This is a genomic window from Clostridioides sp. ZZV14-6009 (assembly GCF_020658095.1).
Lineage (GTDB): Bacteria > Bacillota > Clostridia > Peptostreptococcales > Peptostreptococcaceae > Clostridioides.
The window spans coordinates 153,914-167,498 of the sequence record NZ_JAGWDG010000004.1 but is presented as its reverse complement, the minus strand read 5'-3'; the positions used below and the strand labels follow the sequence as shown (position 1 = coordinate 167,498).

The window sequence follows — 13,585 nt, the reverse complement described above, 5'->3', positions numbered from 1 at the left end:
TTATAGAATAATAGGTAGTAAGTATTAAAATTGCAGTTTTGTATATAATACATTGCTTGATTGTAATAATCTCAAGGCATATTCATCCATCCTATATCCAGTTTTATAGTAGATATGTTTAATTCCAGATTGAATTATAGCCTTAGTACAATTTAAACAAGGAAAATGAGTTACATAAATAGAACAATCTTTAACTGGTATACCTTCTTTTGCACAATAATAAAGTGCATTTTGTTCAGCGTGAATGGTTCTGATGCAATGTCCATCTCTCATCTCGTGACCAACTTCACTACAGTGATTATCTCCAGATATACTACCATTATATCCAGTAGATACGATTCTATTTTCTGAATTGACGATTATTGCACCCACATAAGCTCTATCACAAGTACCTCTTTCAGCTACTGTCTCACATAATCTCATAAAATACTCTTGCCATGAACATCTATTTTCAAGTTTATTTTCCAAACTAAATACCTCCAAATCTTATATTTAATATATAAGATTTATACCTTAAAAATAGTATTAAAAACAAATTTATTTTATAGCTAAAAGTATAAAAGATAAAATAAACTTCAAATTATTTTTTTAATAATTAAATTCTATTACATTAAACTTTTTTATAAAAATTTCATCATAAAGTATGAAAACTGTCTCAATAAAATCAAGACAGTTTTTTATAATCAAAATTTATAATACAAGTTCATATTTTTCTTTAAACTCTTTTACAGCTTCAGGCCATGCCTTTTGTTCTGTAATACCTTTTTCTTTAGCTATTTTAATTGCAATTTCTCTTATCATTGCAGCTCCTTCTAATATTCCCATTTTCAATCTCCCTTCAAATATCTTTTTGTATAGAATATAAATAGTGCTGAAATTTCTTACATATTACATCTACAATATCTATACAACATATAACTTATGAATTCCTTTTATTTTCATACGCCTTTAACCGACATATAATTATATGCATTAATACTTAAAATTATGAATTTGATAGTAATTATTTTTTGTCTTTCATACACAATTGTGTAAGTTTCAAAATAGGGTAATTGGTATTTTAATTGTTCTATTACTTTACAATATACTCAATAAAAAATAAGATTGTATGACATATCTCCAGATATTATAGAAAGATGAATTGTACTATTGGATTTAGTGTATAAAATCAGTGAAAATCTAACTTGTTTTACTGATTTTATACACTAAAAACTGTAGGTAAATTTGTTTTATATTTCTCACAAATATTCCTACAGTTTCAAATATTAAAGTTATACAGTTATAATTTTTTGATTGTACAATTAAAGTGCTTCTAAAAAACTATCCTATAGTATAAATACTAGGATGATTAAATTTACTAAACAAGATTTTTTATTTATCTAGAATTGTATATTTTTTCGATAATGTTGACTACAGCATACATTGCCCATGCACAAATAGCTAATACAAATACACCCATCATTACCAAATCTAGCTTAAATACTTGACTACCATAAACTATCAAGTATCCTATTCCATATCTTGATACCAAAAATTCTCCTACTATAACACCTACCCAAGCCATACCAATATTAATCTTAGTTAAGTTTATTAAATTTCCTGTATTTGCAGGTAATATAAGTTTAAATAGGATTTGTGATTTGCTAGCTCCAAAGCTCTTTAACATCTTAATTTTTTCTTCATCTATATTAATAAAGTAATTATAGGCTGAAAGTATGGTAACAACAACAGAAATAGTTACAGCTGTTACTACAATTCCTTCTATTCCAGCACCAACCCAAACTATAATTATAGGAGCTAAAGCAGTCTTAGGAAGAGCATTTAAAACTACCAAAAATGGGTCTAATATTTTTGATAATTTTTCTGACCACCAAAGAGCAATTGCTACTAGAATACCTAAAACAGTTCCTATAACAAGACCAAGAACTGTTTCATATACAGATACTCCAATATGTTTAAATAGTTGGCCACTAGATGCATATTGAATAAACAAATTGTAAATATCACTTGGTTTACTGAATAGAAAAGTATTTATAACATTTAAATCAGCTAAAATCTCCCAAATTATAATAAAACCAATTAAAATTAATAGTTGATAAAATAATACATTTCTTTTTTCTCTTTTTACACCTTTAATATAGTTTATATATCCTTCAGATCTTTTATTAAGCCTCATGTGTATCTAGCTCCTTCCATAATATGTCGAAATACTTTTGAAAATCGGGAACTTTACGTGTTTTGAGAGGCGTTTTTGTTCCATCCATATTAAGTTCAATGTCATAAATATTTTTTATAGTAGCTGGTCTTTTAGATAGTATTGCAACTTTATCTGATATGCTTATTGCTTCTGCCATCACTACAGAAGTGCGACCTATCAGACAACAGAAACTAAGTCATCCATGTCAGCACCCATATAAACAATACTAAGAGTACCACTAGAACTATCCCAAACTATAGAATCAACAAGAGTAGAAAGCAATAACTTCTTATTATCCAGATTAGCATTATCAACCATATCATTAAACTTTTCTAAATTACTAACAACAATATCTAAATTAACACTGGCATTTTTAATATCAACACTTTTATCTTCTAAGTTTCTAAACCTAATCCTTAATTCTTCAATTTCATTATTTAAACTTTCAATCTGAGAGATAATATAATCAGAAGCAACACTACCAGTATTTTTAGCAAGCTCCATAACCAAATTCCCAATGCTCTTTTCCTTATCCTCAATAGAATTCCTAAATAAATCAATCTCATTTTTAACGCTATTTGATACATCATCAACTTTAATCTTATTTTCATGAAAAGCATCTATAATAGATTCAACATTACAATTTTTAATTCTTTCAATAATAATATCTTCAACTAAAGGCCCATTAAGATTTTTACAATTACAGGCATCAACACCGAGATTCTTTTTAGTACCACATACATAATAATACTTTAATTCTTCATCAGTTCGTTTACCTTTATAAGTAATTCTCATATTAGAACCACACTTAGAACATTTTAAAAGTCCTGATAATAAAGCAACTTTACCAGTAGCAGTTCTTGGACTCTTATCACGATTAGCATCAAGTAAACCTTGAACTTCAAGCCAAGTAGTAGAATCTATAATTCCTTTATGTTTAGCAATAGCTGCTATAGGTGTAGATGTATTTTTAGCATAAGTAAGTATTCCACATTCATTATCAGGAGTACCGATAACTTCCATATTGTTATTTCTAAGATATTCTACAACAACATCATTAGCTTTCACATAAGCAGGACTTCTAAGTATACCAGATAATGAACTAGGGTCAAATTTACCACCACGAGGACCCTTTATTCCATTGTGATAAACATATTTGTATAATTGAGATAGAGACCTAAGTTCTAGATACTTAGCATAAACTATTTTAACAACTTCCATTTCACCATCACTAACTTCTAACTGATACATGCTTCTTTCTTTTAGGTTTTCATCTAAGTATTTAATCTTTTTACTGCTAAATCCATGAGGAGTTTTGCCACCTAGCCATCTTCCAGTACGAGCAAGTTCATACATATTATCTTTTATACGTTCAGCTATTGTTTCTCTTTCAAGCTGTGCAAATACACTAGATATAAACATCATAGCTCTTCCCATTGGGGTAGAAGTGTCAAATTGCTCTTTGATAGATATAAAAGATATATCTAGTTTATTTAGTTTTTCTATTAAAGTAGAGAAGTCAGATACATTTCTTGATATTCTATCTAATCTATAGCACACAAGATAATCAAACTTTTTTGCTTTCGCATCTTGCATCATTTTCTTAAATTGAGGTCTATCTATATTACCACCGCTAAAGCCTTCATCTTCATATATTAAAAAATCTTTTATACCAACAGACTTAGCATAGTCCATACATAGTTGTATTTGATTTTCTATAGATTCACCTTTACCAGTAAACTTTGATTTTCTTGAATAAATTGCAGCTTTCAAAATTAAAACCTCCTATAAGTTAGGTAGTTATTTATATTGTATTCAATGCTAAAAAAATACCATAACTTTTAACAATATCATAAATCTATTCTTTATAATATATGACTATTTATTTCTTTTATTTCTTTGCTTTTTAAATTCTAAATCAGTTTTATCAGTCTCTTAGATTTTACTTCTATATCACGAAAAATCTAGTAAATAATCAGCAGATACATTAAATTTAGTACTTAGTTGTATCAGGACAAATCTATAACTTCATAAACTAATATAAAAAGTTATAATCTAAATGATTTTATAAGGAAGAATTTTTAAAATTAAGCCTTATAGCAAAAACTTTGTAGGAGGTTTGTGTATGGAAATCAAAGTTATAGAGATTTTTCCTAAAGATGAGGCTAAACTTAATGAAATAGAAATGGCTAAAGCTAGATGGTTTGTAAATATAGTAAGCAAAAAATATTCTAAAGAAGTTTTGGATAAAGCTTTTAATACTTTAGAAGAAGACTTAAAAGTAAGTAAAACTGATGCATAAATTTCGATTATTGATTTAGAAAATTAAAGATTAAATATAAAAAAGAGATATACAAATGAGAAAATATCTAGATGTATTTTATATACTATTAACTTGACATTAGATTAATCAAATAGTATATTTTAATATAACACAATGAAGTGTTAAAAGAGCAAAGGAGCTCCATAGATTTTATCTATGGAGCTTTTTTGTGCATTGAATTTAAGGAGGAGATAAATTTGAATAACTTTGAAATTAAAACCAAAATAAAATTTGGAGAAGGAGCATTAAAAGCACTACAAGAATTAAAAGATAAACATGTATTAATAATAACAGACCCATTTATGGTTAAATCAAAAACAATAGATAAAATAACATTTAACTTAATAAATTCAACATATCAAGTTTTTGAAGAAATAGTACCAGACCCACCAATAGAAACAATAGTAGCAGGAGTAGAAAAATTTAAATCTATGAATCCAGATATAATAATAGCATTAGGAGGAGGTTCTGCTATAGATGCTGCAAAATCTATAATGGATTTTTCTAAAAAAATATTAAATGCTAATGATATAGAATTTATAGCAATACCAACAACAAGTGGAACAGGTTCAGAAGTAACATCATTTTCTGTAATAACAGATAATCAAAAAGGGTGTAAATATCCATTAGTAAGTGATGATTTACTTCCAAATATGGCAATACTAGACCCAGAACTTGTAAAAACTGTACCAAATTTTATAACAGCAGATACAGGTATAGATGTATTAACACATGCAATAGAGGCTTATGTATCCACAAATGCTAATGATTTTTCTGATGCACTTGCTGAAAAAGCTATAAAATTAGTATTTAAGTATTTATTAAAAGCATACAAAGATGGAAATGATATAGAAGCTAGAGAAAAAATGCACAATGCATCTTGTTTAGCAGGTATGGCATTTAACCAAACATCACTTGGTATAAATCATTCTATAGCGCATGTATTAGGCGGAAAATTTCATATACCACATGGAAGAACAAACTCAATATTACTTCCACATGTTATAGAATATAATTCATCAATAATAGGATATACCAACATAGCTTACTCAGATACAGCTATAAAATATGCACAAATAGCAGAATTAGTAGGGTTTGGTAATGGTAATATAAGAATAGCTGTTAAAAACTTAGTAAATGAAATAAAGAAACTGCAAAAAGAAATGAATATGCCAACTAAATTGACACAGTGTAAATTAAGTCTAGAAGATATAATTAATGAAGAGAGAGAAATAGCAAGGCTTGCCATAAAAGATACTTGTACATTAACCAACCCTAAGGTACCAACTGAAGAGGATATAATAAACATATTAAATAATATTAAATAACTACATTTTATTACATGTAAACATAATATTATACAAATAGGGAAAATGTTTTTAAAAATATAAATTATATATTGACAAATATAAAGCAGAAAACTATAATAAAGGTATCACAAAGGTGTGATATTTTAGTAAAAAAGCAATGGAGCTTCTTAGGAATATTAATATTATTCTTATGGAGCTCCTTTTATTTTTAGCAAGTAATTTTTTAATAAACTATACTTAAAGAAAGCAGGGAATAAATTTGGCTGAAGAATCTAAGCAAAGAGTTATTCAAGAATATGTTCCTGGAAAACAGGTTACATTGGCACATATAATAGCCAATCCTAATGAAGATATATATAAGAAATTAGGATTAGTGCTTGATAAAAAAGATGCGATAGGAATACTCACAATAACACCAAGTGAAGCATCAATAATAGCAGCAGATGTTGCTACAAAATCTTCAAATGTATCTTTGGGGTTTATAGATAGATTTAGTGGTTCTGTAGTAATATCAGGTGATGTAAGTTCTGTAGAATCAGCATTAAATGATGTTTTAGAAGTTTTAGGAAATATGTTGAACTTCTCATCTACTAAAATAACAAGGACATAATAATACAATGAAAAATATAATTTTTATGGGAAAAACAGGAAGTGGTAAAACCACTTTGTGCCAAAAACTAGACCAATTGGAATTGAAATACAAGAAAACCCAATCAGTAGAACTTTACAATGATGCAATAGACACTCCAGGTGAATATATGGAAAATAGAAGCTTGTACAATGCATTGATAACAACATCTGTAGATGCAAAAATTATAGCAATAGTATATGATGCTACACAAGAAGAAAATTATATAGCACCAGGATTTGCAAGTATGTTTTGTAAAGATGTAATAGGAATTATAACCAAAATAAATATGTCTACTGAAGATGAAATTAATATAGCTTATGAACGATTATCACTAGCAGGAGCAAGTCAAATATTTAAAATAGATACAATTGATGGTATAGGACTTGAAAAATTGTTTGAATATCTAGAAAAATCTAAAAAAATAGACGAAATTTAGGGGAAAATATTTTTTTAACTCAAAACTATGATAGAATTAAATTAAACAGAGAGTTAAATAAAATATAAATTTAGCATTTTATAAAAACATAAAAATATATATAAAACTATTTTAAGAAGATTTAATCTTTAAGTGAGGTAGGAACATGGGGAAAAAAATACTATTGGTTGATGATGAACCACTGTTAAGGATGGATATAAAAGATGTCCTAGAAAATAATGGTTATGAAATAATAGGAGAAGCATGCGATGGGTTTGAAGCTGTTGAAATGTGTAAAAAACATAAGCCTGATTTAGTTATAATGGATATAGAAATGCCAATTCTTGATGGTATAAAGGCAGGTAAAATAATATGTAAGGAAAATCTAGCAGGTGGAGTACTTTTATTAACTTCATTTGAAGATAAAGAATACATAGAAAAAGCTAAAAGTATAGGTGCTTATGGATATTTAGTAAAGACAGCAAGTGAAAAATCACTTATACCAACTATAGAAATGTGTTTAAATAAAGTAAATGAATTTGAAAGAATGAAAAAAGATTTAGAGAAAGTAAATTCTAAATTAAATGAAAGAAAGTTAATAGAAAGAGCAAAAGGTATACTTATAAGAGAGTTTAAAGTTTCTGAGGATGAAGCATACAATATAATAAGAAAATTAAGTATGGATAAAAGAACTTCAATGATGGAAATTGCTAAAATGATTATAATAGGGTACGATGATTAATACGATAAAAAAAATAGCAATTACACAAACATACTTAAATAAAAATGAAATTGAAAAAATTATAGAAGTATCAAAATCCTTAGATTTAATGGCTAACTTTTATGAGGCTGATGTTTTTATAGATGTATTAAGTAAATGTGATGATGAAGCAATTGTGGTGGCACATGGTAGACCTAAAGAAAAGTCATTATACTGTGAAAATGTTATAGGAAAAAAAGCTCTAATTGAAAATGAACCAGGAGTTATAAAGTGCTTAAAGACTGGAGAAAGAGCACGAGATATTAAGGCTTTAACACAAGAATATAAACTGGTTAAACAGAATATTCAACCAATAACATTGGATGACAAAATTCTAGCAGTATTAATAGTTGAAAAAGATATAAGTAGTGAAGTTAAAAATGAGTTTGACACTAACGAAGATGAAGAAAATAAAAATTCACATCAGTTTATAAAATTGATAGAAAATAATGACTTTTTAGTTGATAATTTAAATTCTGCTATACTTATATTTGATAAAAATGGAAAGCTGAAAATTAAAAATCGTATTGCAACTGACATGTATAAAAGTATTGGGTTTGAATGTGATATACAAGATATGCATTACAATGATTTATACATAGAGCATACAGTGTTTGAAGATATATTGATAGATGAGAATTATGATGAAACAAATGAAGTTTCAATAGGTAATATGTTTTTTAAAATAAAAACCATATACATCAAAGATGATGAATTTAAGGTTTGTAAAATAGTACAAGATATAAGTGATTTAAAACGAAAAGAAGAAGAACTAATTTTAAAAACAGTAGCTATAAGAGAAACTCATCATAGAGTAAAAAACAATCTTCACACAGTAATATCTATAATAAAAAAACAAAGTAGATTGTCTCAAAACGAGGAAGTTAAACAATGTCTAGATAATATAACAAATAGAGTGTTTGCAATTCTTTCAACTCATTACTTATTATCTAAGGAAATCGATAATAATATATCTATATTAGAAGGTATAAATTTATTAGTATCAAATATTCAAGGCGGATATCTGTTTAATAAAGATATCGATATATGTATAACAGGTGAAGACTTTAAAATTAGTGGAGAAAAAGCAACAGCCATACTTTTAGTTATAAATGAAGTACTACAAAACTGTTATGACCATGCTTTCAAGAATAGAGAACGTGGTAATATACAGATATTAGTAAATAAAGATAATGGTTTGAGAAATATCGCTATTATAGATGATGGAATTGGATTTGATAGTGATAATATAAATAAAAATAGTTTAGGAACATATATAATAGATAGTTATATAACTCAAATGCTAAAAGGAAGTATAAAAAGAAAGAGCAGTAAAAATGGAACCGAAGTGTTAATTACTATACCTACATAAATTAATATTAGATAATAACTCATCTACAAGGTAGTAGTTTTAATTGAGCAAAGAGGCTTAAAGTTATTAATAGATTAAGTTAATCAAATATATTTATAAAACTTATAAATATATTTGATTTAACAAATATTTATTATAGCTTTAAGCCTCTTTGCTTGTTTAAGACATACTTAAATTTTAGGAGGTGAGAAAATGAGAGAAGAATTATTAAGTGTTGGTATTGACATTGGGACAAGTACTACTCAATTGATTTTTTCTAAATTAATAGTAGAAAATACTGAATCAAATTTTTCGGTACCTAGGATAAGTATAGTAGACAAGGAAATTATTTATAAAAGTAAAGTTTATTTTACTCCTCTTATTTCAAACAAAGAAATAAATGGACAACAAATAAAAGAAATAGTTGAAAATGAATATAAAAAAGCAAATATATCTAAAGTAGATATACATACAGGAGCAGTAATAATAACTGGCGAAACAGCTAGAAAAGAAAATGCAAATGATGTACTTCATACTTTAAGTGGATTTGCTGGAGACTTTGTCGTTGCAACAGCAGGACCTGATTTAGAAAGTATAATATCAGGAAAAGGAGCAGGGGCTCATATTTATTCAAAAGAACATTCAACTACAATTGTAAATATAGACATAGGTGGGGGAACTAGTAACATAGCTTCATTTAAAAGGGGAGAAGTAACTGATACTGGGTGTTTGGATATAGGTGGAAGGCTTATAAAGGTAGATAAAGCAAGTAAGAAGATAACTTATATTTCGCCTAAAATAGATAAAATCATAAAAGATAATAACTTAAATCTTCAAGTAGGAACTGTAGCTACAATAGAAAATACAAAACCAATAGTTAATATAATGGTTAATTTATTAATGGAAAGTATAGGATTAAAATCTCAAACGCCTTTATTTGATTTTATAATAACTAATAAGTCAATAAGTATAGATGAAAAAATTAAAAATGTTTCATTCTCAGGTGGAGTAGCAGATTATATTTACTACAATGGAGAAGTAAAGAATTATTTTGAATATGGTGATTTGGGAATTTTACTTGGGCAAGCAATAAAAAATTGCGAATACCTTAAAAAAGTAAATGTAGTCAAATCAATAGAAACAATAAGAGCAACAGTGGTTGGTGCAGGTTCTCACACTACTGAAGTAAGTGGAAGTACAATAACCTACACTAGTGAGTCATTCCCAATTAAAAATTTACCAGTTTTAAAATTATCAGTTGATGAAGAGATTGGTACTTCAAAACAGATTAGTCAAGCCATAGAAAATAAACTTAACTGGTTCAAATTGGAAAATGATTTACAGAAAGTTGCTATAGCTATGATAGGCAAGAAAAATCCTACTTTTTTAGATATACAAGAGTATGCTAAAGGATTTGTAGATGGAATGAAACAAATTATAGAAAATAATTTGCCTTTTGTGGTAATCGTTGAAAATGATATGGCAAAGGTGCTAGGTCAAGCAATATATGCATTATTGAACTATAAAAAAGATATTGTTTGTATTGATAGTGTAAAGGTTGAAAATGGAGATTATATTGACATTGGAAAACCTATAGTTGAAGGTAAGGTTTTACCTGTGGTAATAAAAACATTAGTTTTTAATTAATAGAAGGGGGTAAGTAAATGATTTTAAAGACAAAATTATTTGGACGTACTTATCAGTTTAAAGGCTTATATGATGTAATGGCTAAAGCTAATGAAGAAAAATCAGGAGATAAATTAGCAGGTCTTGCAGCACAATCAGCTGAAGAAAGGATAGCAGCAAAAGTTGTTTTATCACATATAAAACTAGAGGATATAAGAAATAATCCTGCAGTAGCATATGAAGAAGATGAAGTAACAAGAATAATACAAGATGCTGTAAATGAAAAAGTTTATGCAGAAATAAAGGACTGGACAGTATCTGAACTTAGAGAATGGTTATTAGATTCAAATACTACAAGTGCTGATATAAGAAGAATATCAAGAGGGTTAACTTCTGAGATTATCGCAGCAGTTGCAAAACTAATGTCAAATATGGACTTAGTTTATGCTGCTAAGAAGATAAAGGTTACAGCCCACTGTAATACAACTATAGGAGAACATGGAACATTATCAGCAAGACTTCAACCTAATCATCCAACAGATGACCCAGATGGAATACTTGCATCGCTTCTTGAAGGTCTAACTTTTGGTATAGGAGATGCAGTGCTTGGATTAAACCCAGTTGATGACTCGGTTGAAAGTGTTACCAAAGTATTAAAAAGATTTGAAGAGGTAAAGCAAAAATATCAAATACCAACTCAAACATGTGTATTAGCCCATGTTACTACACAAATGGAAGCGATAAGAAATGGTGCTCCTGCAGATTTAATATTCCAATCTATAGCAGGTTCTGAAAAAGGAAATGAAGCATTTGGATTCAATGGCGATACTATAGAAGAAGCTAGACAATTAGCTTTAAAACACGGAACAGCTACAGGACCTAATGTCATGTATTTTGAAACTGGACAAGGTTCAGAATTATCTTCAGAAGCACATCATGGAATAGACCAGGTTACTATGGAAGCTAGATGCTATGGATTTGCTAAAAAGTATGAACCATTCTTAGTAAATACAGTTGTTGGATTTATAGGACCAGAATATTTATATGATGCTAGAGAAGTTGTAAGAGCAGGACTTGAAGACCATTTTATGGGTAAATTACATGGATTACCAATGGGTGTTGATGTTTGCTACACTAACCATATGAAAGCTGACCAAAATGATATGGAAAACTTAGCTATATTACTAACAACAGCAGGATGTACATACTTTATGGGAATACCTCATGGAGATGATGTTATGCTTAACTATCAAACAACAGGATACCATGAAACAGCATCACTTAGGGAAATGTTTGGACTAACAGCAATAAAAGAATTTGATGCTTGGATGGAAAAGATGGGATTCTCTAAAGATGGTAAATTAACAGATTTAGCGGGAGACGCATCTCTATTATTAGGATAGGAGGTATTTAGTATGAATGAGAAGGATTTAAAAGCATTAGTAGAACAGTTAGTTGGGCAAATGGTTGGAGAATTAGATACTAATGTTGTATCTGAAACTGTTAAAAAAGTGACTGAAGTTGTAATAGATAATGATGCTTGTATAGATGACATAACAGAAGTTGATATAAGAAAGCAATTACTAGTAAAAAATCCAAAGGACGCAGAAGCTTATTTAGATATAAAGTCTAAAACGCCTGCAAGAATAGGTATAGGAAGAGCTGGTACTAGATATAAAACAGAAACAGTTTTAAGATTTAGAGCAGACCATGCTGCTGCACAAGATGCTGTTTTCTCTTATGTAGATGAAGAATTTATAAAAGAAAACAATATGTTTGCAGTAGAAACTTTATGTAGTGATAAAGATGAATACTTAACAAGACCAGATTTAGGAAGAAAATTCTCTCCAGAAACTATAAATAATATAAAATCTAAACTTGGAACAAATCAAAGGGTTTTGATGTTAGTAGGAGACGGGCTTAGTTCAGCAGCTATAGAAGCAAACTTAAAAGACTGCGTGCCAGCTATAAAACAAGGTCTAAAAATGTACGGAATAGATTCAAGTGAAATTTTATTTGTTAAACATTGTAGAGTTGGTGCTATGGACCACTTAGGTGAAGAATTAGGTTGTGAAGTTATATGTATGTTGGTTGGAGAAAGACCAGGATTAGTTACTGCTGAATCAATGTCAGCATATATAGCATATAAGCCATATATAGGAATGGCAGAAGCAAAGAGAACAGTTATATCAAACATTCACAAAGGTGGAACAACTGCAGTTGAAGCAGGTGCTCATATAGCTGAACTTATAAAAACTATGTTAGATAAAAAAGCTTCAGGAATAGACCTTAAATAAAGTCGAGGGAGTGTAGAATATGAAAAACGATGTAATTCGTCCTAATATATTAGGAATTAAGATAATTTCAAATATAAGTCCAGAAATGGCACAAAAACTAGAACTAAAATCACATCACAAAAGTTTAGGTTTAATAACTGCAGACTGTGATGATGTTACATACACAGCTCTTGATGAAGCAACTAAAGCTTCAGAAGTTGATGTTGTGTATGCAAAATCAATGTATGCAGGTGCTGCAAATGCTTCAACAAAGCTTGCTGGTGAAGTACTAGGGATAATAGCAGGACCAAGTCCAGCAGAAGTAAGAAGTGGTCTAAATGCAGTAGTTGATTTTCTAGAATATGGAGCAACTTTTATAAGTGCAAATGATGATGATTCAATAGCATATTATGCTCACTGTGTATCAAGAACAGGTACATACCTTTCAGAAGTAGCAGGAATAAGAGAAGGTGAGGCATTAGCTTATTTAGTAGCACCGCCACTTGAAGCAATGTATGCGCTGGATGCAGCAATGAAGGCAGCAGATGTTAAGATGTGCGAATTATTTGCACCTCCAACTGAAACAAACTTTGGTGGAGCATTACTTACAGGTTCTCAATCGGCTTGTAAAGCAGCATGTGATGCATTTGCAGAAGCAGTAAAATCAGTTGCAGATAATCCAACAGGATTCTAGGA

General features: G+C 28.9%; 15 protein-coding genes. 10 read left to right on the top strand and 5 right to left on the bottom strand.

Annotated features, from left to right (window positions below; all coding sequences use genetic code 11):
* Window positions 1-24: 24 nt before the first annotated feature.
* The 5 genes from KGF36_RS08090 to KGF36_RS08075 all read right to left on the bottom strand — a co-directional run bounded on the left by KGF36_RS08090 (window position 25) and on the right by KGF36_RS08075 (window position 3,970).
* Window positions 25-468, bottom strand: a complete 444-nt coding sequence (locus KGF36_RS08090; protein WP_227828067.1) for a deoxycytidylate deaminase — start codon at window positions 466-468, stop codon at window positions 25-27.
* 222 nt (window positions 469-690) lie between these two features.
* Entirely contained in the window at window positions 691-825 is a 135-nt protein-coding gene (locus tag KGF36_RS20180; RefSeq protein WP_009889851.1) for a hypothetical protein, read from the bottom strand.
* Window positions 826-1,375: 550 nt separating this feature from the next.
* Window positions 1,376-2,176 (bottom strand): ABC transporter permease, encoded by an 801-nt coding sequence (locus KGF36_RS08085; RefSeq protein WP_227828066.1) that lies wholly within the window; start codon window positions 2,174-2,176, stop codon window positions 1,376-1,378.
* Window positions 2,166-2,357, bottom strand: a complete 192-nt coding sequence (locus KGF36_RS08080) for a hypothetical protein (RefSeq protein ID WP_255287799.1) — start codon at window positions 2,355-2,357, stop codon at window positions 2,166-2,168. The genes KGF36_RS08085 and KGF36_RS08080 overlap by 11 nt, the downstream gene beginning before the upstream one ends.
* Before the next feature lie 17 nt (window positions 2,358-2,374).
* Window positions 2,375-3,970, bottom strand: coding sequence for a recombinase family protein (locus tag KGF36_RS08075; protein WP_227828065.1), 1,596 nt, complete (start codon window positions 3,968-3,970; stop codon window positions 2,375-2,377).
* Between the two features lie 352 nt (window positions 3,971-4,322).
* Here KGF36_RS08075 and KGF36_RS08070 point away from each other — a divergent pair, with 352 nt between their 5' ends.
* The 10 genes from KGF36_RS08070 (at window position 4,323) to eutL (ending at window position 13,583) form a co-directional block, all read left to right on the top strand.
* Window positions 4,323-4,499, top strand: a complete 177-nt coding sequence (locus KGF36_RS08070) for a hypothetical protein (protein ID WP_227828064.1) — start codon at window positions 4,323-4,325, stop codon at window positions 4,497-4,499.
* A 218-nt stretch (window positions 4,500-4,717) separates the two neighbouring features.
* Entirely contained in the window at window positions 4,718-5,848 is a 1,131-nt protein-coding gene (locus KGF36_RS08065; protein ID WP_227828063.1) for a 1-propanol dehydrogenase PduQ, read from the top strand.
* Window positions 5,849-6,089: 241 nt separating this feature from the next.
* Window positions 6,090-6,440 carry a BMC domain-containing protein gene (locus tag KGF36_RS08060; protein ID WP_169466896.1) on the top strand — a complete coding sequence of 117 codons (351 nt, stop codon included), beginning with the start codon at window positions 6,090-6,092 and terminating at the stop codon, window positions 6,438-6,440.
* 7 nt (window positions 6,441-6,447) lie between these two features.
* The gene (locus KGF36_RS08055; protein ID WP_227828062.1) at window positions 6,448-6,897 is read left to right on the top strand and encodes a EutP/PduV family microcompartment system protein; all 450 of its coding nucleotides are present in this window, start codon (window positions 6,448-6,450) and stop codon (window positions 6,895-6,897) included.
* A 145-nt stretch (window positions 6,898-7,042) separates the two neighbouring features.
* Complete coding sequence (locus KGF36_RS08050) at window positions 7,043-7,618, top strand: response regulator (protein ID WP_227828061.1); 576 nt, start codon at window positions 7,043-7,045, stop codon at window positions 7,616-7,618.
* Complete coding sequence (locus KGF36_RS08045; RefSeq protein ID WP_227828060.1) at window positions 7,611-9,008, top strand: histidine kinase N-terminal domain-containing protein; 1,398 nt, start codon at window positions 7,611-7,613, stop codon at window positions 9,006-9,008. The genes KGF36_RS08050 and KGF36_RS08045 overlap by 8 nt, the downstream gene beginning before the upstream one ends.
* A 192-nt stretch (window positions 9,009-9,200) precedes the next feature.
* Entirely contained in the window at window positions 9,201-10,634 is a 1,434-nt protein-coding gene (gene eutA, locus KGF36_RS08040) for an ethanolamine ammonia-lyase reactivating factor EutA (RefSeq protein ID WP_227828059.1), read from the top strand.
* 17 nt (window positions 10,635-10,651) lie between these two features.
* Complete coding sequence (locus KGF36_RS08035) at window positions 10,652-12,016, top strand: ethanolamine ammonia-lyase subunit EutB (RefSeq protein ID WP_227828058.1); 1,365 nt, start codon at window positions 10,652-10,654, stop codon at window positions 12,014-12,016.
* Window positions 12,017-12,028: 12 nt separating this feature from the next.
* Window positions 12,029-12,910, top strand: coding sequence for an ethanolamine ammonia-lyase subunit EutC (eutC, locus tag KGF36_RS08030; RefSeq protein WP_227828057.1), 882 nt, complete (start codon window positions 12,029-12,031; stop codon window positions 12,908-12,910).
* Window positions 12,911-12,929: 19 nt separating this feature from the next.
* Window positions 12,930-13,583: an ethanolamine utilization microcompartment protein EutL gene (gene eutL, locus KGF36_RS08025; protein WP_003423987.1), complete on the top strand. Its 654-nt coding sequence runs from the start codon at window positions 12,930-12,932 to the stop codon at window positions 13,581-13,583.
* The last annotated feature ends 2 nt before the right edge of the window (window positions 13,584-13,585 follow it).